Raw genomic sequence first — 24,753 nt, 5'->3', positions numbered from 1 at the left:
TTGAGTGAGACTTGCCGACCAACCCCCGGAAACCAGAAACCTTTTCAAGCGACAGGATGTCTTTCGCTGCCGCCACATGAGCCATGCCCGATTCTCTTACACGGTTTCGGTGCACCATGTGATGGAAGAAAAGGGCTGTCATCCGGAAGGATGCATCTATCTCCGCTGGTCCTGTAAGAAGATCCAGAAACAGGAAAAGTGTCCGAGAGGATATCGCCATGCGGGAAGAAAATGCGGGGGATGCCAGCATTTTTACGATATCAAGGAAGCGTATCGTCCCGAGTTGGTCCTGAAGGGGTCCGCTCGGGACGATTTTTTCACTCACTATCGTCATTTTAAATGGTGGGTGGACGAGATCGAAGGAACACGGGTGTCGTTCTTTGGACGCGTGGCTCTTTTAAAACCCTGTTATGTCAAAATTGTGCGAAAACGGGGTGAATTCTTCCGCTCCCGGGGTCTTCTTGCCGTTTTCCACAAGGGATACATTGGACGCACCCATTTCCAGGATCGCCTCTATCTCAATCTGACGCGCTCGGAATCGGAACGCCTCCAGATCTTCGAAGGTCAGGAGCTGGAAGGAGAAGCCCAGCTTTCCATAGACCGTGGAAGGTTTATCCTCTCGCGTCCCCGTCGTATGGCCATGGCTCAACAGAAACAATCTTCGGATCATCATTACCTCGATCTGATGCTGCGAATTGGAAGTAAAACCTTCCGGGATCAACCGGAACGGTGTGTCGCTTGCTCCCGTGGAATCCTGGTCGATGTCCTCGATGGGGAAGATAATCAACGGTTTCTCGGACGTGAACTTCTATGCCTGGAAGGGGTTGCCTCGCCAAAGGATTGCCTTATAGGAACAGATGTTAAAGACCGGCTGGAGCGCTGCGCCAGAGAACGTCACTCCGCATGAGTGTCTATCTTCGAAGCGGGATTGTTTCTCCCTTTGTCACCTCCTTCTCAACTCCGGAATGGTTGCTGCGCTCGCTTCTGGATGAGATTCTGGATCGTTCCGAACTTCCCCTGGGTGAGGTGGATACCGTATTTGTCGCAACGAATACGGTCCTGAATGAGAGAATCACCGAACACTTTCATGAGGATCAGGTTCCCTTTGTCACGGTGAACAGCCCGCGATGTCCCGTGGGACGTGCTCTTTACCTGGCTCATCGTCTCATGGTGAGTGCCGAAGTGTCCACGGTTGCCATCATCACCGTATCCATTCCGGATCGCTCGCTGCTGAGAACCCTCCAGAGAGAAGGGGACAACCTGGCTCAACAGTTCAGCCTGGATCGTAATACCCTGGATGACTGGTCTTTCCAGTCGGCTGAACGCTACGTCCGACACACCAAGGCCGCTGTGTCCTTTCCCTGGAGTTACCTTCTGGTGGAACCCACTACAGGTATTACCCATATTCAGGACACGCTCCTGGGGCATGTTCTGACCCGTGAAACTCTCACAGAAATGAATCTGATCTTTCCCGAACCCTATACGGTGGTGACGGAGGGAAATACGGCTCGCCCCGCCGTGGGCGGTGGAGCAATCCTCCTCAGCAAGGAAAGAGATGGCGCCTTACTTGAATTGGAGGCGATTGAGCACGGCCATGCGGGACAGAAGCTTGCCTCCCTCTCATCCCTGATGGCTCTTCCCCATTTACTGAGCGGTCTGGAAAAGCTGGCGGGCTACGGAATCCCCGAATGGACCGCTTCCCATGTTCTCTCCATGCTCCGATTGATGCGAAACGATACCTTCTGTGAGTCCTATCTGGGATTGAAGAATTGCCTGATGGAAAGTTCAGATCATGTGAATCCCCCCGGAGGAGATCTCGCTTATGGCTGGGCGCCGGGTCCGGCGGAAATGAGGCACCTTCTAACCTTCCCGGTCTCATCCGGAGAGCGTTTTATTCTCCTTCTCAACGATGTTCCAGGTCAGGGTTTCGCCTTGAGGGCAAAGAGTCTTTCATGAACCTGGAAATCACGAACGACGGTATTGCCGTATTAAATCTGGAACGGAGTGTTGCCTCCCTGGAAGTCCTGCGAGATCTGGGGCAGCGCCTGGACCAGATCGATAAGCGAGGCGATGTCAAGGCTCTTCAGATTCACATCATTTCTCTTCAAAATCTATCAGCCGCCGATTTTCTCCAGATCCTCCGACAGCCCGATGAACTGACGGTCTGGCAGGATGCCGCCCGTTCTGCGATTGAAACGATCGAAAGAATTACCCTTCCACTATATCTTTCCATTCGGGAAACCATCGATGGTATTGGATTGATTCTGGCACTGAAGGCCGTATCTATTTATTCCACAGAGAAACAATTCCTGACCGTGCGGCGTCCCCATCGTGATCTTCCGCCTGCTGAGGCTTCCCTGGATGTTCTTTGGAACAGGGCGGGGTGGTCCGCAACGGAGTCGATTCTCCTGGGCGAAGATCCGAGTTTACTATTGCGTAAACTTCCTGTATCGATCGTACCGGAACTTGTCCTGAAACGTCATACTCTGGACCAGATCCGTAAAGACCTGAAACGAAATGGAATGCGAAGAAGGTATGCAATCCGCACACCCAGGGTTTTAAACCGTTTCCTTCAGCGCCTGGCTCGATGGAAATCTTCCACGGTTCACAAACGGGATCCGCTGTTCGCAGAACTTGTAAAATTTCATCAGGACTGCCTGAGGAATGAATTTTCTCCTGCCATGTATCATGCCTGGGCACGCGATCTCTGGATGTCTCCAGACACATCGAACTGTCTTCTTCACATCCTGAACGCGGAACAGGTTATGCACAGCGTTCCTCTGCCTGAAACCCTGCACAGAGTCCTGGCGATAAACAGCCTTCCTCTTTCCAATGACATTCTTCAACGATGTTCTCATAAGAGAATTCGCATTAAAATCGTGGAAAACAGACTGGAATCTCTCCAGCGGTTTTTCAAGGAATCTTCCATGGACAGGGAGATGATATCCGCCTCCGACCGCGTAGCGGGAATCACCCGGGCCGATTGGATTCTTCTGGGAGAAAGAGAAGATCACCTTCTGGGAGATGTTTCTGCCAGCCTCCCTAATCCTGTTCCCATTACGGTACTGAATATCGCGCAATCGATGTCGCAGGTCCACAAGACAAGCCAGCAACCAGGGTTTACCATCGGTCTGAGAATCACGCAACCGGTGGCGGAGATCGTATCTGGCTCCAGGACCAGGAAATCTGTTCGGGATTGGCTTTCCCAGATCATGCAGGCACTCGGATGGATTCCTCTTCCCGTCAGTGACGGACCCGGTGGTGTAATGAAACGGTTGCTGGCGCAGCTGGTGAATGAAGCACTCTCCCTGATGGAGGAGGGGCTTACCATTGGGAAAATTGACGCGGCTCTGGCGCAAATCGGAGGCGGTGAAATTCTGAAAATCGCAGATTCGATCGGGAATGATGCTCTTCTGGTCGCAGCACAGGAAACGATTCGCGTTCGACCCCATGTGTTTACACTTTCCGACACCTTCCACATTCTTGTGGAGCGGGGTCATCTGGGACAGCGGACGGAAGATGGCTTTTATCTCTACCAGGATGGAAAGGCCGTCAGGGAAAACCGGAAGCTCTATCGTTATTTCGGGAAAACAGGTAGAAAACTGCCTGAAATGGATCTGGAAGAAATTCATGAACGATTGCTCTTTATTCTTTCCCAGGACGCTCTCCGTATTCTGGATGAAGGAACCGTTCAGGATCCCCGTATCCTGGATGTAGCTCTTGCATCCGTGATACAATTCCCCCGCCGTTACGGTGGCCCTCTGCGCTATTGTGAAGGATTGGGTTGGCCCCATATCGCGGCCAGGTTACAGGAGTGGAGTCGGGATCACAGCCCGCGTTATCTTCCCTCCAACACCCTGATGCATCTTATCGAGTCAAGTAAATCCATATTTGAGGGAGAATCATGAACGAAAATTTCATCCGAAACCTGTTTGCCGGCATCGTGGATCCTGATGGAATCCACCCGTATCCTTCGATGAATCCGGATGAACGGGAAACCGTGGACATGTTCCTGGATCAGGTGAAGAAGTTCGCAGAGGAGTCCATTGATGGGGAAGCCATCGATAAAGCGGGTGTGATTCCGGAAGAAGTCCTGGACGGTCTGAAGGAGATGGGAATTTTCGGCATGATCATTCCTGAAGCGTATGGAGGGTATGGGTTTTCCCTGACAGCGTACAGCCGCGTCATGGAGGAAATATCCAGACATTGTGCTTCGACTTCCATCACGATCGGTGCTCATGAATCTATCGGAATGAAAGGCATTATCCTGTTCGGAAATGAAGAACAAAAACAGAAATTTCTTCCTGATCTTGCGACAGGGGAAAAGCTTGCGGCCTATGCTCTGACCGAGCCGGATGCAGGATCCGATGCTTCCAATCTGAAAACCGTAGCAAAGTACGACGAAAATGAGAACCTATTTGTCCTGAACGGCACAAAACAGTGGATTACCAACGGCGGGATGGCAGACATCTACACCCTTTTTGCCTCCACCGGACGTCAGGGTATTGTTACTGCCTTTATTGTGACATCGGACATGCCCGGATTTTCAGTTGGAAAATACGAGGATAAGCTTGGTCTGCGGGCTTCAAAAACTGCCCAGCTGATTCTTGAGAATGTGAAGGTACCTCCGGAAAATATCCTTTACAAGCAGGGCAGAGGGTTCAAGGTAGCCATGGAAATCCTCAACACAGGACGCGCATCCCTTTCGGCTTCCTGTATCGGAGCGGCCAAAGAAGTCATGCGCTTCGCCACGGACCACGCTCTTCAGCGCAGGCAGTTTGGTGCTCCCATTGCGGAACTCGAGATGATCAGGAGCAAGTTCTACGCGATGGCCTCCACGATTTACGCCATGGAATCCATGGTCTATCATACGACCTCCCTGGTTGATGGAAATATCGGAGATTATTCAACGGAAACCGCCGTTAGCAAATTTTTCTGCACTGATGCGCTGTGGTGGATTATCAATGAGTGTCTGCAGGTCTCCGGCGGAAACGGATATATGAATGAATATCCGTACCAGCGATTCCTGCGGGATGCCAGGATTAACATGATTTTCGAGGGAACCAACGAAGTCAATCGCATGTATGCCGGATACACCGGACTGAAACATGCGGCCCGGATTCTCGGGTCAGAGACGAAACCTTCCGGCGGGTCCTTTGCCGGGTTCTCACCCGATTCGCTGAAACCCTATGCCGAAGAACTCGATCGCCTTGCTTCACGTTTTGGAGCACGATGCATGAAACTGGTCGAACTGCACGGACCCGAGGCCTACAAGATGGAATATCACCTTGAACGGATTGCAGACGCAGTCGCCGGTCTCTACAGCGGTGCCGCAGTCCTGGCTCGAACAGCCGCAGCAGGAGACAATTCGAAGGCCCTGGCTCTGGCCAGGGGATACCTGGAGCTTGTTCTCCCAAAGATTCGATACGCGATGGATGCGGAGGAACACGCCGCCGACGAAATTAAAGATGAGATCTCTTCCCTGATCTATGAGGGAGGGGGATTCCCTCATGAACGTTGGGCCCTCTAAGAATAGGATCAGAGAACTTTCCGCGGTCTTTCCCGCCTATAACGAAAGTACCTCAATTGAGGTCAGTATCCACGAGGCTCTCTCGGCGCTGGTAGATATCTGCGTGCAGTGGGAACTTATCGTAGTCGATGATGGATCAACAGACAACACGCTGGAGATTCTTAAACGGCTGGAAGGTGAACATCGCAACCTCAGAGTGATATCCTACACCCCGAACCGGGGCTATGCCTGGGCGTTGCGAACGGGATTTGATGCATGCAGATATGACCTGATTTTTTATTCTGATGCCGATGCCCAGTTTGATTTGCATGAAATTATGAAGCTTTACGAAGAAATCGACAGAGCCGATATGGTGGTGGGATATCGCAAGGATCGAAAAGACCCCTTTATCCGGATAATCTATTCCAGAACGTACAATCTCCTTCAGCGAGCAATCCTGGGTATCCGGGCAAGGGATATCAACTGCGCCTTTAAGCTCTATCGCAAAGAATTCCTGAGCATGATACCGCTCACAGCCGACCATTTTGTGATTGACGCCGAGTTTTTTGCCAGAGCTGGAATTATCGGTGCCCGCGTAATCGAAGTCCCCGTAACCCATCATCCTCGCAAGCTGGGTTCCTCCACGGTGAGTGTAAAGACAATCTGTCGAACTTTAAAAGGAATGCGCGCTCTTCGAAAAGATCTCGCTTCCTGGAAGCCCGAAAATTGAAAGGAACTTGAGTCCGGTGTGGTTCCGAATCCTCCCTGACCCATGTATAATGGAACTGTGAGTGATAAAAATGAGAAGGCCCTCAAGCTGGAGCTGAACGGCAAGTATGAAGAAGCGGCTTCCCTCTATTATCAGATCGGAAAAGCTGAAAAAGCGGCTTATCTCTATCAAAAGGCAGGCCTGACGGAACAGTCATTAAAAATATATCAGCAGGAGAAACTCTGGCGTCGTGCGGCAGATCTCTGTTACAAGCTGGAACGGTTTACTGAAGCGGCAGAGTATTACGAACGGATCCCGGAACTGCTCAAGGCCGCGGATGCCTATGTGAAAGGTCAGTCCTACCATCGAGCCGGCGAAGTATTTGTCAAACTCGAGGATCTCGTGAAGGCTGCAAAGATGTTTCTGAAGGCGGGGGACTATCTCCGCGCCGGAGCCATTTTTGAAGAATTAAAGGACCACACATCCGCCGTAAAGGCCTATCGCAGATTTCTCCTGGAACGGTCCGAAGATTCTGCTCTACTATCCCTCAATGACGCCAAGCGGATTGCTTCCATATTTGAAAAGGCCGGGGAGCCGGGTAAGGCGGCAGAGCTTATGGTCCGGGCGGGACAATTTGAGCGGGCATTCCATCTTGCACTGGTTTCCGATAACATGCCGCTGGCAAAGGATATCTACCTGAAACGCCTCCATGGTCAGGGTTACCATCTTCTCTCCCTTGTCCATAATGATCGGGAAGTTGTGACCCGGTACGGAGACTTTTTCATTGAAGCCGGGGAGGCTGAAATCGCCTCCATGGCCTACGAAAAGTCCGAAAACTGGCCAAAAGCGGCCATGGCGTACGAAAAAGCGGGAAACATTGAAGCATCGGCAGAACTTTACTTCAAGATCGGTGAGTATGAAAAGGCGGCCGTTCTTTACGAAAAGGCCAGACACTATGGAACGGCGGCGGATACCTATTACAAATTGAAAAACTTTGCCAAAGCCGGAGAAAATTACGAAAAGGACGGCGACTATTACAAGGCGGGTCGTCTTTACCAGTTTCTGGGAGACCATGAAAAGGCCGTGTCTCTGTTGCAGAGGATTCCAACCGAAGCATCTGAGTATATGAAAGCTACAGGAATTATTGCTCAGGCATTTATCAAGATTGGACTTCTCGACCTTGCACGGAAGCGAATGGATGAGGTTATTGCCAGCTATGACCTGCACCATGAAAATATTACCTTTTTTTACGAAATTGCCGCTGCATTGCATGAAATGGGGGATCTGGAGCGGGCGAAGAACCTTCTTGAAAAGATCATTTCGATCGACTTCTCCATGGAAGACGCGCGCAACCTTCTGGTTACAGTGCAGAAGGAATTGGACTCCAGAAGTACGGCAGCCCCGACACTCCCGCACCCTGTCCCGGATGTGCCCGTATCCCGGCAACCATCGGAAGCCCCTCATCCCGGAAAGCAGTCGTCGGTACGACCTGCACCGGCTCCTTCGAAACCGAAGGAACCGGTGTCTCCCAGAATGACCAAGGGCATGCAGGTTCTCAAAAAGTTGTCTTTCTTTAAATTTTTAAGGGATGAGGATATCCCCAATCTCTGGGAGACCATCGAACGGGACCAGGTTGAGGGGGGAATCGAATTGGTGACCTCGGGAAACTTTACGGAGTCTTTCTATGTCCTTGCAAAGGGGTCGCTGGAAATCCGATCCGCCATGGGGATGACTCTCGGAAAGATTAACGTTATGGGATCCGCTGCCGGGTTGATTGCGGCTCTCTGCGGGGAGGCTTCCGCAGTAACCATCGTAACAGCGGAACCCTGCGCTCTTCTCCGGGTGGATCGAAACGGATTCCTTTCTTATCTCCAGGGGATTCATCGTTCCCAGGGGGCGACGATCACGGATCACCTGACGGCCTCAATGCAGAGTGAACTGGGGTTTTTTGAAAAAACCTCTGTTTACCACCAGCAGTTCAACCAGGCGGTGACCAATCTGAAGCAGGTGCTCAGTTCCTGATCGATAGAAGATGAAACAGGTCTTCATTGCCCGGCATCCTGCAGAAGCACATATTGTGCGGGGAATACTGGAATCCCGCGGCATTTCCGCCGAAGTCCGTGGAGAAGACCTCTGGGGGGCCCGGGGAGAACTTCCGGTGACGTTTGACACCCTTCCGTCCGTATGGATCCATGATGACGAGAGGGAGGGTGAAGCGGCAGAGATTCTCAAAGAATTTGGAAAACCGGACAGGGATGAATCAGGGGTTCGAGACGACTGGGTCTGCCCGAACTGTCACGAATCCCTGGAAGGCCAATTTACCGACTGCTGGAAGTGCGGAACCTCAAGACCGGGTCAGGTCTACACGACCTGAACCTGTAAAACCTGAAGAACTTACTCTTTAAGATGCTCCGATTTCTCGGACCGTACCGGGCCTCGTGCGGAAAGGAGGGCGGGAGAGAAGATACCGGGCAACGCACAGGAGGCGGCCAGGAGAGACATGCCCAGGAAGACCCGGGGGATCGGAATCCATTCGGAAAGGATCCCCGTCAGTGCAGACGAGATGGCACTGCCTCCAATCACACACATGAGGATGATTGAAAAGACCCTGCCCCGCAGCCGGTCCGGGACATATACCTGGATCAGGGTCGTCCGCGTCACGGTCACCAGAGGAATGAAGATGGAATGGAAAAAGATCGCAATCATAGTCCATGTAAAGCTGCGGATAAAGAAAAGAGGCAAATAGGTAATTCCATCCAGAAAGACACCCCAGAGGAGCGCTCGTCCCAGATGAAGCCTTTTCCCAAAGTAGGCCATCAGGGGGGCTCCGATGATCACGCCACCCGCCAGAGCCGCTTCGGTCCATGCGTAGTGAATGGCGTCAAGCTTCAGAACATCCCGGACAAAAATGGGAATTCCAACAATGGCGGGCCCCATCAGGATCAGATTGTTCAGGGCAGTGATCAGAATTACGACCCTGATCCGCGGATCCCGGAGAACATAAGAAATTCCCTCGGTCATATCCTTCATTGTCCCGCTGGAGCCTGTGCGGTCTGCCTGAAAGGGCCGTAAAGGTTTCAGAAGGAGGATTGCGGTGAAGGAAAGGAGGTAGGTGAGAGAGTCTGCTGTGAATAGATGGATCACTCCCGTGTGGGGGAGAAGGATCGCTGCGAGTGCGGGACCCAGAAGAACGGCGAGCTGCCAGGAGGTCTGGATCAAAGCATTGACGTGGGAAAGATCTTCCTCCGAGGCAAGTTCTGTGATGTAGGCATCCCGTCCCGGGTAAAAGAGCGACGCAAATCCAGCAACAAAGAAGGTAATAACAGCGAGAATCGGAATGGTGAGGAATCCGAGGCTGTAGAGAATCGGAATGGTCAGTACAAGGAAAAAACGAACAAGATCTGCGGTCAGCATGATACCTTTTCGAGACCTCCGGTCCGCAAGGGCCCCGGCCGGAAGGGCGAAGAGGAGAAAAGGCAGGTAGGAACAGCTCGCGAGCACCCCGGTGATGGTCCGGGAACCCGTCAGTTCAAGTACCAGCCAGATCAGGCCGATCTGGTACATGGAATCGCCGGCCTGAGATATTACCTGCCCCCAGAAAAGCAAGGCAATATTTGAGTTAACGAAAATCCTGCGAAACATTCAGAGGGATTGAGGTCTGAACTTTTTCAGAAGGAGATCACGGACGATTCCCGGTACCAGGTCTCCGACATCTCCCCCGAGACGTGCAACTTCCTTTACGACACGGCTGGAGAGAAAGGTGTATTTCTCGGCAGGGACCATGAATACAGTCTCCACGCTATGTTCCAGATGGCGATTCATCATCGCCATCTGGAATTCGTACTCAAAATCCGACACTGCTCGAAGGCCGCGGACAATAATGTGAGATTTATGACGCTTCATGAAGTCAACCAGGAGTCCCTGGAAGGAAACAACACGGCAATTGGGGAGGGGTTCTAACAGGCGCCGGGTTATGTCCAACCTTTCCGCTACCGACAGGAGAGTCTGTTTTTCTTCGTTCTGAAGAATGGCGACGATGACCTCGGGAAAGATCTGATGACATCGTTGAATAATGTCCAGATGTCCGTTATGGATGGGATCAAAGGTGCCGGGATAGACGACGAGATTATTCATGGTTTGCCCCGGGGAAGCGCGGCGGTTTCCGTGTTATAGAAGGTATCGGTCGCCCGTATGACCAGTGTCTGCATTCCGCCGGACACGTGAAAGGTTTCGCTTTTTGAATCCAGAATGGAGTCGGAAGGCTGAAGCATTTCCCATGGTTTTCCGTCCCGGCTTGCCTCTATTTTCGCCAGAGGACTCAACAGATCTGTCACATGAATAATCCAACCCTCCTTTGTCGATTCAAAGGTTATAGAGGGTGGATGGTTGTCCACGATGACCAGAGGGGAAACCTCTTCGATGGTAAGAGCTTCTTCCTTAGGATTGGACGGTTGGTCTGAAATCGTCAGCTTGAATCGGTACGGCCCGTCGGGAAGGACCATGGTGTCCCATGAAAAGAAAGTATCTCGACTATCTTTAAATATTTCGACCCAGTCTGTCGAACCCTCCCGGTGATAATGGAGCGAAGCGGAGACTTCATCCCCATTGGGATCCTTGACCTGCCATGCGAAAGTTCTGTACCCCTTCATGAAGGCCTTTTTTCCCTTGACGGATGGAGAAGCTTCAGCGGGGACGCTGTCCAGAGTCGTGAAGATCCCGTACTGATCAGGGTTGGTTGCCTGGATCACAATGTTTTGGGGCTGATAACCCGATTTCAGATAGATCTCTCCGGGACTCAGGACATCGAAAGATTCAATCCTCGGAGCCAGGTTGAGCGGATTATACGTCCAAGCCACAGATTCCACCACGGTTCCGGATTCAAGAGAAACTCGTAACTGTCCATACCTACCGGAGAGACGGGGGGAACAGGGGGACGATTTCCACTCCCGGGTCCAATCACTCCAGGTCGGGCCGGGATCTCGGGTCTGTCCGGATCGAAAGGCAATGGAGTAGGTACCTGAAGCCCGGACAACCACTTCACCCAGGCGAGCCTGTCCCTCCGCATCAAGGGAATCGCTTTCATAGGTATGTTCCATATCCATCGTTCGCCTGTAAATGGCAACACTTTCCTGCGTGATGACAGCGTCCTGCGTGATTCCGGCGATCGATTCATCCTCCAGATCTGCTACGAGAACGGAGCGATCGTTTTGCCAGGCATAGATCTCACCTTCGGCTGCCGTTCCGTACAGAGGGACATTGTCCAGGGAATCAAAGGTGAGAGATACCAGAATTTTATCCGTATAGGAAACTAGGGGTTCCAGGACTCCGTTCGTTCGGTACACGTTGAACCGGGACTTCATTCCATTGGGCTTCTTTTCCTTCTTATCATTGCTGGATTCTTCCTCCGGGCTGGCATTCGAGAGGAAATAGAGGTCTCCGGAGGGAGCCAGGGCAATCTGGGAGATTTCATCCAGATCATCCTGCCACAACACTTGAATCGCCCCCTGTGCGTCTGCATGAAAAAGGAGGCCTCTCCCGTACGTTCCGCCGTAAACACCCCCTTGTCCATCCGGTACCAGGGTGACGACGGCGACGTCTTCCGGAAATTCAGTAATCCGTTTTCTCCGGGTTCCGTCCCAGCAATCGAGTGCGGCCGGGTTGGAGGTAGCCACGTAAAGGACTCCATCGGTAATTGCCAGATCACGAATCGTGAGCCCGTCAAAATCTGGCAGGGTCTCCGGTTTCCCGTTTTTAATCTCCAGAAGGCCCCGGGTGTCCAGGGTCGTTGCGAATAGCTCACCCGGCGTCTTCACGGCGATCGCAGAAACGACAGCATCATCCAGATCGGCTACGAGTTCTACCGATTCTCCACGGATTCGGTAAATTTTACCTTCCGTGCCTGTGGCAATATAAAGATCCTTCCCGTTTTGCGTGATGTCGGTTACGAGGAGCTCTTCCAGACCCACAATGCGGTTCCATCCCGGACCTGGAGTCAGTCCGCGGTCGGTAATCCAGACCCCGTTGGCCTTACCAATGCTCCATGCCTTGAAATCACTCAGATTCCATGTTTTTGAAGCAGAGTAAAGCCATGGAGAAGAAAGGAGGAAAAGTACCAGGGCAATGCGTTTCATGATCCACCTCCTGGATGGTCATGGACTGCCAGTTCGATCTTTTCCCAGCCCCTCACAGGATAGGGAAATGTAAGAGCCGATTCAGGCGAAACGGAGTAGGGGAGGTTGGTTCCTCCCTGAAGAAGGGTTTTCATCCTGGGGCCGGCTTCCGGAATATAGAGATCCTCACTGCGGATCCCCGGCCTGCGTGAAACCCATACCAGGTGGAGGGTATTCGACGGCTTAAGAGAGTGAAGAAAGGTCAGCAGACCGCTGTAGGAGCTTACGCTCTGTTTTGTGAGACTATCCATAAGAGCGCCCAGTGAGGTCCCCGAAACGGCATAAAGCGTCAATCCCAGCCCCTGAGGAGATGCCGGGACTCTTGTCACCAGATGCTCCGTTCGTTCCGTACCATCATTCATAACCAGTGATAGCGCAAGGGATAGCTTTTCCCCCGGTGTAACCCGGCCGTGATCTGGAATCAGGGATCGAATCCTCGCAAAACTGACTTTTGAGTCCCACCCGATTTCGATGTCCATCGAGCGAAGTTGAACCGATTGGAAGGGATTCTGAAGGAGTAAGGCCAGAACACCGATTGAGTAGGCCGACATTTCCTTAAGGGCACCGTCTCCGGAAAAGTTTTCCCTCACGGTGACGCTGCCTGATTCTCCAAGATCCATGGTCTGAAGCAATTCGTACGTTCCAGTACCGCCGGAAGCCGGATGCCCCGATAGGGAGGTCTGCAGGGTCCATGCCGCAAGCATGGGTGCAAGGGCCGGGTTGTCTGCAATGCGGAACGATTCGGTACGACCTGGAGAAGCTTTGATGGTGACGGGAATCATACGCGCTTCTTCTCCCAGCCGTCCCGATACCGCGCTTCGCCCATCGTGGGTAAACGTACCGATGATGGTTCCCATGTTGGACATACGGAAGCTTCGAAAGAGGCTTGGGACTGTCAGAACAGGATGAGCGCGAGCCATGGGGAACGAAACTTCTCCGATTCCGAGGAAGGGATGTCCGAAAGCCATGACATCTTCCCCTTCGACTGAAGTCACGGTGCCTGACGCAAAGAGGGACTGGGGGCCGATCACCATCGCCGCCGCCACTGCATCTCCCGGTTCAAGGGAATGGAGAGGGGTGGATGTCGCTTTCATGCCTCCTCCTCCCGACACCGTACATCCCAGGGCTTCAAAATAGGGTGAGGTCATCGAAAATGCCGGACCATGGAGGAGTAAGGGGAGCGGGGTAAGGGATGAATATCCTGCACTGGCAGAGGCCGCCGTATCCGTGATCAGGGAAAGTAATTCTTCCCATTTCGAAGTTCGAGCCAGAGAAATAACTCTGTCATACGGTGGAAGGGGAATTGTCCGTATCGCACGTCGCTGCAACATGACTTCGGCCGGTGTGATCCCGCAGAAGGGTTCCTTGGAAAAACCCCATCCATAGGCAATGGCACCGAGCAGTTTACCGTCGATGTAGACCGGAGAGCCGGACATCCCTGCTACGATACCGGCGGATTCAAGATCAGGATGGTTCATTCGGCCGAGCACGATTGGATAATCCGGGGCGATTTCGGAGAGAACTCCCAGGATATCAACATCGAATTCAATTTTCTCTTCTCCATGAAGGATTGTGAGCGCCCGCCCCTTCATGCCGGGTTGGACATCGCGAACGGGGTAGACATCGAGGGCAGCCAGGGTCGCAGAACCGAGGAGAATGAAGAGCGCGAATTGACGGAATCCTTTGAACATGCTACCGTTTCTCCGTTATGATATCCGTATGGCAGTTCTTCCTTCATGAAACAGGATGGGTCGCCAAAATAGTCCTGGGGATTCTTCTTTTCTTTTCCCTGGCTTCCTGGGCAATCATCCTGGCAAAGTATCTTACCCTGAAACGGGTCAAAAGGCAAAATACCCTTTTTCGACGGGCGTTCCACAAAGCCGGTAAATTTTCTGAGGCCACGGAAATTGCGACCCGGCATCCTGCCTCCTCGGCTGCTTCGATCTTTAAGCGATCGTATGACGAAGTCTCTTCCCAGGCTCAGCAGGGAGGGGTCCGCTGGGATCTTGTGGAGAGAGAAATGGGGCGTGAACAGCGTGCCTATCATGCTCGACTCCGAAGCGGGCTTGCTTTTCTTGCGACTACGGCGGGCGCCACGCCTTTCATCGGTCTCTTCGGAACGGTCTGGGGCATCATGAACGCATTTCGGCAAATCGGTCTATCCGGATCTTCATCCCTGGCCACGGTCGCACCCGGAATCTCGGAGGCCCTGATCAACACTGCCGCAGGCCTCTTTGCAGCCATTCCGGCTTTGATGGCTTACAACCTCTTTGTCAATGGCCTTCGACGTATTGCGGAAGATGACCTCGACTTTTCGGATATGCTCCTCACGCTACTGATGAAGCGTGTTCCTGCCAGGACCACTCCATCCCAGACTCCCGGGGGTTCTGTTTCTTGAAAACGCATAACGGCGAAGAAATCGCTGAAATCAATGTCACACCTCTGGTTGATGTCATTCTCGTTCTTCTGATCATCTTTATGATTACCGCTCCCTTTCTTCTCCAGGGCATTCAGGTTGATCTGCCCCAGGCCTCAGCTCAGGCATTTAAATCTCAGCCTGCCCAGCCTCTGATTATCACGATTGACAAGGACGGGGAGATCTACCTGAAAGAAAATCGGGTCACCCTTCTGGAACTGAAACGGCGCCTTCCCTCCCTCATGCAGCTTCATAACGGGGAAGCCGTTTACTTCAAGGCGGATGAGGCTGTGCCTTATGGACGTGTAATCCGGGTCCTGGACACACTGGACGAATTGGGAATTCACGACATCGGAATGGTGACAGGAGAAAACGATTGACCGCAAAGGTGGTGCCCCCCTGGGCGGTCGCACTTTCCTGCCTTCTCCATGCTGGACTGTTTACCGCTCTATTTATCCTGCCCAACGCGGTCAATGGATCCTCAACCAAGCGTATGCATGCCGTCCAGATCCGATTGGCACCTTCCATTCGTATTCCCGGAAAACCGAAGGCAGAACCGGGAAAACCTGCGGAGGAGAAGGCACCGGTACAGGCGGCAGAACCCATTCCAAAACCGCAGGAAACACCCAAAGCATCGCCCGTCGCAAAGCCCAAGCCTGTCCAGCAGGATAGCGGAGCCAGGATTCCCCCTCCGCATCCCGTTCCGGAAAAACCTGCCGTCATTACCGCACCCTCGGGTGGGGGCGGAGGCCTTTCCGTCGCAGGGACATCCGTTTCCTCCTTTGACGGTGTGGCTTTTCCCTTTGATTACTATGTTCAACAGTTTCTGTACCGCATTTCCGCCAACTGGTATCGACCCGACATTCCGGGTCAGCGTTCTGTTACCGTACGCTTTGTCATTTCTCGATCAGGCAGGATCCATGATATAGAAGTCGAAGAGGGCAGTGGCATTCCCGCTTTTGATCGTGCCTCCCTACGCGCGGTTTACGCCTCCAACCCACTTCCCCCTCTTCCCTATGATTTTTCGGAGGATTCACTTAGTGTCCATCTTAAATTTGAATAAGTCCATTTCGCTTCTCTTTCTCTTTGCAGCCTCGCTCCTGGTGGCTCAGGAAGACATCTATGTAAACCTTCAAAAGGCGGGTATCACCCGCTATCGGCTCGGGGTCAAAATCCCGGAGGAGACCTTTTCAGGAAGTATGTCCTGGCTGAACACACTTTCCAGGGACCTCATACTCTCGGAAGCTTTTGAACTGATGTCTCCTTCTGGAGATGAACCCGAAGACCCGGAAAAGAAATTTGCCTTCTGGAAGAATGCCGGCGTAGATTTTCTGCTGACAACAACTGCCTCCATCGATGGGGACAATCTGGTTCTGACGCACAACATCTACGACACAAAGACCCGAAAGGTCGTACTTTCTAAAAGATATCGTGGACAGAAATCCTCCGTCACGACAATGGCCCACACCCTTGCGGATGAAATCGTTCTCTATTTTACCGGGAGACGCGGGGTTTCCCAGACGCGAATTGCCTTCGTGTCGGACCGAAGCGGGGCAAAGGAAATTTATTTCTGTGATGCCGATGGTTCCAACCCCCAGCCTCTGACGGCTCACAAGGACATCTGTCTTTCTCCGGCATGGTCTCCCGATGGAGAGCGCCTGGCCTTTACATCCTTTGTTCTCGGGAAGCCGGCACTTTTTATGCTTATCTGGAGACAGGCGAAACTTATTAAGCTGCCGACAGGACTGAATGTGAACACCTCACCCGTATTTTCTCCGGAAGGGGATCACATGGCTCTGGCCGCCTCGCAGGATGGCAATACCGATGTTTACATGATGAATCTCAATACCGGAGCCATCCAGCGTCTGACCCATACCCGAGCCATCGATACAAACCCGACCTTTTCTCCCAACGGGCAGGAATTGATCTTTACCTCTGACCGAACCGGAACCCCCCAGCTCTACCTGATGGATCGGGAAGGAGTCAATGTGAGAAGGTTGACCACGGAAGGATCTTACAATGATGAAGCCGCATGGTCGCCCGCCGGGAACCTTATTGCCTATGCGTCCAGGGAAAACAATAGATTTCAGATCAAGGTGATGGATATCCTCACAGGAAATACTGCCACTCTGACAACCGGGGGGAACAACGAATCTCCTTCTTTTTCTCCAGATGGCCAGAGAATTGCATTTACTTCGGATCGCAGCGGAGAGTCTCAGGTCTATACCATGAATATCGATGGATCACGCATTATGCAGCTCACGACCGAAGGCAGTAATTTTTCTCCGGCCTGGTCGCCCTATCTGGTAACGGGTAATGCCCCCTGAGGTCTATTTCTTCCCCTGCACGCGAAAGGACACGCTCGAACACCTTCAAAACGGAATGAAAGAGCTGCTGAATCGAACGGCTTTCACTCAAAGGCTCGAAAGAAACGATGCAGTAGCTGTTAAGATCCATTTTGGAGAGGAAGGAAACCGGGGACACGTTTCTCCGGATCTGCTATCTCCCATTATTCTTGAAATCCGTTCCTCCGGGGGACGGCCCTTTCTGACGGATACCAACACGCTCTATACCGGCCGTCGTTCGAACGGCGTCGACCATCTGATTCTTGCCTGTGAACATGGATTTACACCGGAGCGTACCGGTGCGCCTGTCCTGATAGCAGACGGGCTTTTTGGTGACGATGGAGTCGATGTTCCCCTGGAAGGATCCATCATTGGTAAAGCCTCGATCGCACGGGATATTCACATGGCCCAGGGGCTGGTTTCCATAAGCCATCTTACAGGCCATCTTGCAACCGGGTTCGGCGCATGCCTGAAAAACCTCGGTATGGGGTGCGCAACGCGGAAGGGGAAGATGGTCCAGCATTCTTCAATGAAACCCAGAGTCGCTCCTAAAAAATGCGAGGGTTGTGAAACCTGTGTCGAGCTCTGCCCTGCGGGTTCCATCGAAATGGTCGAGGGACGAGCGGTAATCCAGTCGGATGGGTGCATCGGATGCGGCCAGTGTGTGGCAACCTGCCGGTTTAACGCAGTCATCTTCGACTGGGGGGAAACGGCGGAACGGCTCCAGATGAAGATGGTCGATTATGCCATGGCCGCCCTGGCGACCAAGGGACAAAAGGCAGTCCATATCACAGCACTCACCCATATAACAAGGGAGTGTGATTGTCTCGCCAGGGATGAAGCACCTCTATGTGACGACATCGGGATGCTGGCTTCCAACGATCCTGTGGCTCTCGATCAGGCTTCTGTGGACCTTGTTCTTTCTTCCTCGGGACGAAGCCTGGCAAGCCTCTCAAATCGAGAGGATTTACCGGTTGTACAGACCGTCTACGCAGAATCAAGGGGTCTGGGAAGTCGCACCTATTCTTTGACGCATATCTCTTGAGACAGGTCTCGATTCCCGACATTTGCATTTGAGAAATATTCTCAATATTTCTTACGTTATACAGACAGAATGAACCAGCACAAAATACTTATTATTGACGACTCCAGACTCGTTCGGGAAACTCTCAAGGCTGATCTTTCTGCCCTCGGTCATGAACTGATCACCGGTGCAACCGGTGTAGAGGCGGTTAAGCTGTACAACGAATGCAGGCCCGATATCGTGATTCTGGACTGTCTCCTCCCTCTTCTTTCCGGTTTTGTCGCCTGTCAACAGATCCGGAATATGACCGATACCAACCAGTATCCTCTGATCATAATGATTTCCGGCGTCTATACAAAATTCAAATATCATCTCGAGGCGAAGCAGTATGGCGCCAACCACTTTCTCACCAAGCCGGTCTCGGGAGAGTCTCTTCAGCCCCTTCTGGAGGCTTTTTCATTTCAAAAACCAGTTGAGACTCCGCCTTCGGTCACACCTGCACAGGATAGAAATCCATTCCTTGTCACGCAGGATGAGTTTCAATTCTGCCTCAAATGGTCTTTGAAAATTCAGGGCAGAAAAAAACAGCCGAGCTCGTTCCTTGCCTTTCAATCGCAGTCTTCCCTGGATGAACTGAAGCAGAAAATTCTTCCGGTCATGCGGGAAACGGATGTGCTTACGGAAGACCCGGAAACTCATACCATCTATGTTTTACTTCTGGACGCCAACAGGAAGGGAGCCCGGCGTTTTCTTCAACGGCTGACCGGTGAAGACGAACCGTTTCTCCCGGATGACATGAAAATCGGCAGTGGGGAACTCTCCCACGTCATTGCCGAGGACTTCCTCCACTCGTTCGATCATCTTGAATGGACCGCTCTTTCCTGAACCGGGAACTTCTGGATGGCTGGAAGGCCCGCCTGAAGATTGCCGCCCTGATTGCAGTTGTCGCGTCTCCGCTCTGGGGGACGGTGGAATTGTGGCTCTTTGGATCTGCCGGAAGAACCATGATGATTTACCGGATTGTAATGGCACTCTTCATGGGCCTGATCTACTTCATTTCCGGACGGGCCCGCAGCTATAAAGATCTACTCGCCCTGACCTATTCCTCCTATGTCGTGGTGGCCATTCTCTTTACTCTCATTCAGTTTTCCAACCCTGATTACACGGTGTTTTTTGTGGAAAGCCACTATCTGCTGGCCTTCTCACTCCTGCTCTTTCCCCTGCGTTTTTTGGAGGTTTTCGGGATCACTTTAATTCACGGTACCTTTTACATCCTGATGAATCTGACCATGATTCAATCCCCGGGACCTGTGACAGCCCACCACATCTTCTCCATGGTCATCCTTCTTCTCTTCATCAATATCGTAGTACCGGCAAATCGAGCTCTTCGCCTCGAAAACATCCATGCAACCCGGACACTGCGCCTTCGGAATAAGGAACTTTACGACATGGCAAACCTTGATGCCCTGACGGGCATTGCCAACCGGAGATACTTTATGGACCGCCTGGAGAAGACCTTCAACCAGGCTGATCCAACCTTCATGCCCCTGCTGGTTCTCCTGGATCTGGACAATTTTAAGGAAATCAACGACTCAAAAGGTCATCTGGAAGGGGATCGAGTCCTGACCCGAGTTGCAGAAATCCTGTCCAGGAATATCCGTGAGGGTGATCTATGCGGTCGCCTCGGTGGCGATGAATTTGCAATCCTGATCCACAGGGGAGGAGGCACGGCCGATGTAATGCCTCTTCTAAAGAGAATCCATGCCTCGTGTCAGGAAGAAGGAATCCGGCTTTCGTGCGGTTATGCCCGGATGCATCGGGGGGAGTCACTTCTCAAGTTCCTTACCCGGGCAGACCGGGCTCTCTATAAAGCCAAGCATGATGGAAAAAACCGGATTTCCGGCATGTTCGAATCCATTGATGAAGCTTCATGAGTTCTTTTGTACCTTGCAATGGGCGATACCATTTGTCATGATGAGAGGCCATGACTTTCTTGATTTCACCGGATAATCCCTGGGCAACAGGGACAGTCTTGATCCTTGCAGCATTCTTTGGAATTTGGGCCGAACGGAAAACCCGGATCGGAGCCAGAATAAGCGGCTGCCTTGTTACGATGGCCTGTACGTTTTTCCTGACCAACCTCGGCATTCTCTCTCCGGTCTCTCCGGTCTACGATGCAACCTGGGGATATATTGTTCCCCTTGCTATCCCCATGCTTCTCTTCAAATCAGACCTTCGTGCCATCTTTCGCCAGTCCGGTTCGACGTTAGCCGCCTACGGGATTGGTGCCGCAGGTACCAGTATTGGAATTGCAGCAGCGGTTTTTCTGATCGACCTGGGTCCGGCAACCTGGAAGATTGCAGGTCTCTTTACCGCCACGTACATTGGTGGATCCCTGAATTTCGTAGCGGTTTCTGAAGTTCTCTCGATGCAGAATGATGCCTCGTTTCTTATGGCAGCCGTTGCGGCGGACAACCTTCTCATGGCGGCCTATTTTTTCTTTCTCTTTCTTCTTCCGGGACTCTACATCGCCAGGAAAATCTTTCGCTTTCGTTATCCCGTTCACGAGATAGAGGTCATGCGGCGTACTGCAGATGAAGGGAAGGATCGAGGGCCCACCATGACGCTTTACGAGCTCGGCCTGACGATCACCGTGGGTACTACGATTGCCGCGCTGGGAAAAATCCTGTCCGACATGCTGGGAATTCCATCTGCATCCATTCTTGTCCTCACCGCGATTTCCGTTCTCCTGGCCACCTTTCGTCCATCCTTCAGCAGTTCTCTGAAGGGAGGGGAGGAGATCGGCATGTTTCTCATGCAGATCTTTTTTGCCGCCGTCGGTGCAACAGCCCACATCGGAACGATCCTGCGGGAAGGCCCGAAGCTCTTTCTTTTCGCAGCAGTTGTTCTCTCCATTCACGGGATTACCGTTCTCAGCGGAAGCAAAATCTTTCATATCAGGCTTGAGGACGCTCTGGTCGCCTCCAATGCCAACATTGGTGGTCCGACCACGGCCGCCGCGATGGCGGCTGCGATGAGGTGGAAGGACCTGGTCGTTCCTGCCATTCTTTGCGGCACTCTGGGATATGCCCTGGCAACCTACGTGGGCGTGGCCGCAGCCCACCTGGTGAAGATGATCCTGATGTAAACAGTTTTAGAGAAACGGGCTTGAGAGTTCAAGAGCCGCACCTTTCTGAAAATCAAGGGTGCGGAGTTTTTCTTTGAAAGAATCCTGCTGGATGCTACAATGCGGTAGGGTATTCACGATGGTCCGGGTAGAAAATAATTTGCATCCTTTGAAAGAGAAAAACTTGATTATGGACCCAACTGGACTCAATGAGGGGCAGTGGATTTCGCAAGGAGGTTCAGGTTGAATGAGTCAAGAGTCTACGTTTCCAGGGAGGAATCTGCACAGATCCTCGCGCAGCTGAACCGCCAGCGCAGGATCCAGATCTTTGGTCTGGTCATCGTTGTGCTCGCAGCTCTCATGGCTCTTCTGTCGAGAGTCATCCCAAACACTGTGCCGGGGTTGTCCTTTTCCTTCTGGGGTCCGTTGGCATTTGTCCTGCTCCTGGTAAAGCTGATCCTGTTCTGCGCAGCATGGCGCTGTCCGAAGTGCGGAACATCGTTAAGCTCCAGCTACTGGCCGCGTTTCTGCCCGGGGTGTGGAATCGCCTTTGTGGATGCGGGCGAAAAGTGAGAGGACGTCAGGGGACTTTTTTCAATACTTCCTTTCCGCCGGGTTCGGGTTTATGGAAGGGGCAATCCAGCTTGAAGTCCTGAATGGCCAGAGGAGTGTCCGTCAGGGTGCAGTGGTGAGGTGCGGCAGGGTCATCATGCATAAACGGGCGAAAGTGCTGGCAGGCCATGCAAATCCTCGCCGAGGCAATGACCTCGCTTCTCTGCAGGCTTACAATGAGCTTCATCAGGAAGAGAAGAACCCTGGACTTGTCTTCTTCCGGGAGTTCCATGACCTGCCGGATCAAAGGAGCCTGCCAGTTTTCCAGCTTTCGGACCAGGTTAGCCCCCTTTCGGGTAAGAATGAGGGTCTGAATCCTTCGATCATCCGGATGGGGTTCCTTGTTCAGAAACTCTTTTTCAGTAAGCACTCGAATCGCATCAGATACCGTAGCCTGCGTAAGGCCAAATTCCTCTGCCAGGTAACTGACGCGGCAATGTTCCAGGGCGCGATCCTTAAGGAAAAGAAGAAACTGAATCTGAATCGGGCTTAAATGAACTTCTTTGGCCTTGTCCCAGAGCAGCTGGCGTAAAACATGGGTAAGGCGTTCCAGGCTGTCCACGATCTTGATATCGGTTTGAGCTGGTTCACGATGAGATTCAGACACGAATTGCCCTCGATTCTTTTAAGGATTCCTAAATTATAAAACAAGCGCGATGTATTGACAAGGTTGTAACCGTATTTTTCTTTAATGAGAAGGATGATCATTGTACGAATGAATATATCCCTTAATAACAAGGACTTTCGAATCTCAGTCTTATCCTTCAATTTTGTGTGACAAGAATCAATGAGTCTAATTTAGAAATCCTTTGATTTTTTTGGTAAATCCAATCCATAAATATACTTCTCGAAAAAGGGATGCCAATCTTTTTTCGTTATATAGTTGATAAGACCGATAAAATCCTCAGTTGTAACCTTCTGATGCTGAAATGATTTTAGAAAACTTCGCAAAACAGTCCAGAAAGTCTTGAATCCAAGTTCTTCTTTCAATGCTTGAATCACTACAGGTCCTTTAGCATAAATAAGAGCATGCTGGTATGTACCTGCATTCTCCCCTGTAAGCAAGAAAAGCCCGTAAATGGAAGCTTTCTCCGTTGCATCCTTTGATCTTGCATACCAGTGGTTGTACATCTGGCGTAAATCATTCTTTTGACGTGTTTTTGATAAAAACACTCCGGCCATATACTCAGCCAATGCTTCGATCAGCCAACTGTCCTCATACGACGCTGAATGAACAGAATGTCCAAAATACTGGTGTGCCATTTCATGGGAGAATCTTTCGTTGGCTCCCTCCGAATACAGTTGAGTATCTTCATCCTTCAAGGAGTTGAAAATTTCACCGGATGCAAATATCATCCCTGGTGGAGCTTGTCCCCACCCCAATCCTTTTGCTTCAACGATCAACAAAGATTCAAAAGGAAACTCTTTCAAGTAGTAGTTATAAACATCCATAGATGATTGAGTAAGATTTTCAAGAAGATCATATGCTCTTTTGTTTTCAAAGATCAATGAGGCGATCGTAACCTTAGTGCCATTGACCGTTACCGTATGAGGATAATATTTTCCCACTACAACGGAGTGAAATATGCACGGGTATGTGCCTGCACCCTGAAATATGTAAATCCCGTCTTTTTCGGTAGAAGTCCAGTGGTCCACTGATGCGTAGGCTCGTAAAGGGAGTTTCGTTTTGATTGAGCCGGAAAAGAGCGTATTGACTCCATAATGACCGTTACTCAGGCTTGGGAACCAGCCAATCCCAGATAACCTCACATAGGATCCAATAGCTGCTGAGGGTTCAAAAAGATCTCCATGGCATGAGATTGAAATTTTGAGGGTTTGGCCCTCCAGTGTGGCCTTTGAAAGAGTAATTGTTAGATAATCTCCATCATGGATATAGTCTAAGGGATTTCCCTGTCCATCCACTATTCGATCCACATAAAGGTGATTTACTACAAATCCGGCACCTTTAGATTCCAGTGTTGTGTTCCAGAGCTCAAGCCTCAGGAATTTAACGGCCTGTCTTTTGAACGAAATTATTTCGTTGAATTCCGCTTTCATGTTTTCTAAATCGGTGAAATCAAGATCGTATTGCATGGATGTGAGTAAAGCTGGAATATCGGGATTGACTCTTCGATCTTCTCGTAGAGTCTGTTCGACGACTGGGTTGAGCCAATAGATGTTTGACAATCCTTTCCGCTTGATCGAGGAATTCTCCAATACTGATAACCGCTCTACACCGCCCCAAATGGGATCGTATTCATACAGATAATCATCTTTACTTCCTTCCATTTGGAAAACGAGCTCTTCTGTTTCGCCCAAAACGCCTGCGAGTACCCAGGCGATCGGTTGGGAAAAATCCTGGCTGAAATATAGATCGTCCATAATTTCAAAAGCACTTCCAAAATCATTTACGACTTCCAACTTTTCTGGAATTTTTTTGATTGCCTCAAATCCCAGTACAGCGGCGGTTTGGATATCGTCCTCAATCGTACCTTCCCTGTTCGCATTATGATGAGAAGCATGCTCAAGATTATAATCAAGTACCTGGCGTGCAAAGGTCTCAGTGACGCTTTGAAGCATCTTAGCCCTTCCAGAAAAAAGAAAGCCAGTTGTCACCCCATGATAGATAATAGGGACAGCTTCACCTTCTAAGAGCTTCAAAGTCATGCCCCCTTGATGAAGGGTCATATCCTTGACACGAAATCCCTGATCTGAAAGATTAAGGTCGTTTACCGTTCCCAAGCTTATAGTTGAACAAAATAGAATCGAAATAATGAATCCGAATCGAGTCACCATGTCCTCCCACGAATATATATTCAAACTAGCCTTAATAATTAAGAA

At 51.3% G+C, this 24,753-nt stretch carries 22 protein-coding genes; 16 read left to right on the top strand and 6 right to left on the bottom strand.

All coding sequences use genetic code 11. From position 1 onward, the window contains the following. Positions 1–4: 4 nt before the first annotated feature. From PLD04_07690 to PLD04_07660, 7 genes are read left to right on the top strand one after another with little or no spacing between them, the layout of a single operon-like run. Positions 5–907, top strand: coding sequence for a hypothetical protein (locus tag PLD04_07690; GenBank protein HXK68215.1), 903 nt, complete (start codon positions 5–7; stop codon positions 905–907). After that, a complete protein-coding gene (locus PLD04_07685; GenBank protein HXK68214.1) occupies positions 904–1,956 on the top strand; it encodes a hypothetical protein in 1,053 nt (350 codons plus the stop codon). The genes PLD04_07690 and PLD04_07685 overlap by 4 nt, the downstream gene beginning before the upstream one ends. After that, entirely contained in the window at positions 1,953–3,908 is a 1,956-nt protein-coding gene (locus tag PLD04_07680) for a 3-hydroxyacyl-CoA dehydrogenase family protein (GenBank protein ID HXK68213.1), read from the top strand. Before PLD04_07685 ends, PLD04_07680 begins: the two co-directional genes overlap by 4 nt. Further along, entirely contained in the window at positions 3,905–5,530 is a 1,626-nt protein-coding gene (locus PLD04_07675) for an acyl-CoA dehydrogenase family protein (protein HXK68212.1), read from the top strand. The genes PLD04_07680 and PLD04_07675 overlap by 4 nt, the downstream gene beginning before the upstream one ends. Further along, positions 5,511–6,239: a glycosyltransferase family 2 protein gene (locus PLD04_07670; protein HXK68211.1), complete on the top strand. Its 729-nt coding sequence runs from the start codon at positions 5,511–5,513 to the stop codon at positions 6,237–6,239. The genes PLD04_07675 and PLD04_07670 overlap by 20 nt, the downstream gene beginning before the upstream one ends. 57 nt (positions 6,240–6,296) lie before the next feature. Beyond that, entirely contained in the window at positions 6,297–8,240 is a 1,944-nt protein-coding gene (locus PLD04_07665; protein ID HXK68210.1) for a tetratricopeptide repeat protein, read from the top strand. Positions 8,241–8,250: 10 nt separating this feature from the next. Further along, positions 8,251–8,592, top strand: coding sequence for a DUF2007 domain-containing protein (locus PLD04_07660; protein ID HXK68209.1), 342 nt, complete (start codon positions 8,251–8,253; stop codon positions 8,590–8,592). Between the two features lie 20 nt (positions 8,593–8,612). Here PLD04_07660 and PLD04_07655 read toward each other — a convergent pair whose 3' ends face one another. The 4 genes from PLD04_07655 to PLD04_07640 are packed head-to-tail and all read right to left on the bottom strand — an operon-like array spanning position 8,613 to position 14,079. Continuing rightward, positions 8,613–9,860 carry an MFS transporter gene (locus PLD04_07655; GenBank protein HXK68208.1) on the bottom strand — a complete coding sequence of 416 codons (1,248 nt, stop codon included), beginning with the start codon at positions 9,858–9,860 and terminating at the stop codon, positions 8,613–8,615. Further along, complete coding sequence (gene coaD, locus PLD04_07650) at positions 9,861–10,352, bottom strand: pantetheine-phosphate adenylyltransferase (GenBank protein ID HXK68207.1); 492 nt, start codon at positions 10,350–10,352, stop codon at positions 9,861–9,863. Further along, the gene (locus tag PLD04_07645) at positions 10,349–12,349 is read right to left on the bottom strand and encodes a hypothetical protein (protein HXK68206.1); all 2,001 of its coding nucleotides are present in this window, start codon (positions 12,347–12,349) and stop codon (positions 10,349–10,351) included. The genes coaD and PLD04_07645 overlap by 4 nt, the downstream gene beginning before the upstream one ends. Beyond that, entirely contained in the window at positions 12,346–14,079 is a 1,734-nt protein-coding gene (locus PLD04_07640) for a SpoIVB peptidase S55 domain-containing protein (GenBank protein HXK68205.1), read from the bottom strand. Before PLD04_07640 ends, PLD04_07645 begins: the two co-directional genes overlap by 4 nt. Before the next feature lie 17 nt (positions 14,080–14,096). On the opposite strand from PLD04_07640, the gene PLD04_07635 reads away from it, so the two are divergent. The 9 genes from PLD04_07635 (at position 14,097) to PLD04_07595 (ending at position 21,873) form a co-directional block, all read left to right on the top strand. Continuing rightward, entirely contained in the window at positions 14,097–14,786 is a 690-nt protein-coding gene (locus PLD04_07635; protein HXK68204.1) for a MotA/TolQ/ExbB proton channel family protein, read from the top strand. Next, positions 14,783–15,184, top strand: coding sequence for a biopolymer transporter ExbD (locus PLD04_07630; protein ID HXK68203.1), 402 nt, complete (start codon positions 14,783–14,785; stop codon positions 15,182–15,184). The genes PLD04_07635 and PLD04_07630 overlap by 4 nt, the downstream gene beginning before the upstream one ends. Beyond that, positions 15,181–15,867, top strand: coding sequence for a TonB family protein (locus PLD04_07625; GenBank protein HXK68202.1), 687 nt, complete (start codon positions 15,181–15,183; stop codon positions 15,865–15,867). The genes PLD04_07630 and PLD04_07625 overlap by 4 nt, the downstream gene beginning before the upstream one ends. Further along, on the top strand, positions 15,860–17,131 hold the full coding sequence (locus PLD04_07620; protein HXK68201.1) for a hypothetical protein: 1,272 nt from the start codon (positions 15,860–15,862) through the stop codon (positions 17,129–17,131). The genes PLD04_07625 and PLD04_07620 overlap by 8 nt, the downstream gene beginning before the upstream one ends. Continuing rightward, complete coding sequence (locus PLD04_07615) at positions 17,121–18,194, top strand: DUF362 domain-containing protein (GenBank protein HXK68200.1); 1,074 nt, start codon at positions 17,121–17,123, stop codon at positions 18,192–18,194. The genes PLD04_07620 and PLD04_07615 overlap by 11 nt, the downstream gene beginning before the upstream one ends. 69 nt (positions 18,195–18,263) lie before the next feature. After that, entirely contained in the window at positions 18,264–19,058 is a 795-nt protein-coding gene (locus tag PLD04_07610) for a response regulator (protein HXK68199.1), read from the top strand. Then, the gene (locus PLD04_07605; protein HXK68198.1) at positions 19,040–20,107 is read left to right on the top strand and encodes a GGDEF domain-containing protein; all 1,068 of its coding nucleotides are present in this window, start codon (positions 19,040–19,042) and stop codon (positions 20,105–20,107) included. Before PLD04_07610 ends, PLD04_07605 begins: the two co-directional genes overlap by 19 nt. Positions 20,108–20,157: 50 nt before the next feature. Continuing rightward, complete coding sequence (locus tag PLD04_07600) at positions 20,158–21,321, top strand: DUF819 family protein (GenBank protein HXK68197.1); 1,164 nt, start codon at positions 20,158–20,160, stop codon at positions 21,319–21,321. Between the two features lie 222 nt (positions 21,322–21,543). Then, the gene (locus PLD04_07595; protein HXK68196.1) at positions 21,544–21,873 is read left to right on the top strand and encodes a hypothetical protein; all 330 of its coding nucleotides are present in this window, start codon (positions 21,544–21,546) and stop codon (positions 21,871–21,873) included. A 7-nt stretch (positions 21,874–21,880) separates the two neighbouring features. On the opposite strand, the gene PLD04_07590 is transcribed toward PLD04_07595, so the two are convergent. Beyond that, entirely contained in the window at positions 21,881–22,519 is a 639-nt protein-coding gene (locus tag PLD04_07590; GenBank protein HXK68195.1) for a MarR family winged helix-turn-helix transcriptional regulator, read from the bottom strand. Positions 22,520–22,710: 191 nt separating this feature from the next. Beyond that, the gene (locus tag PLD04_07585) at positions 22,711–24,705 is read right to left on the bottom strand and encodes a M1 family aminopeptidase (protein HXK68194.1); all 1,995 of its coding nucleotides are present in this window, start codon (positions 24,703–24,705) and stop codon (positions 22,711–22,713) included. Between the last annotated feature and the right edge of the window lie 48 nt (positions 24,706–24,753).

Source organism: Thermoanaerobaculia bacterium, from assembly GCA_035593605.1.
In the GTDB taxonomy this organism is placed as follows: Bacteria; Acidobacteriota; Thermoanaerobaculia; order UBA2201; family DAOSWS01; genus DAOSWS01.
Note: the sequence above shows the minus strand (reverse complement) of the source record. Positions and strands in the feature narration are given on the sequence as shown.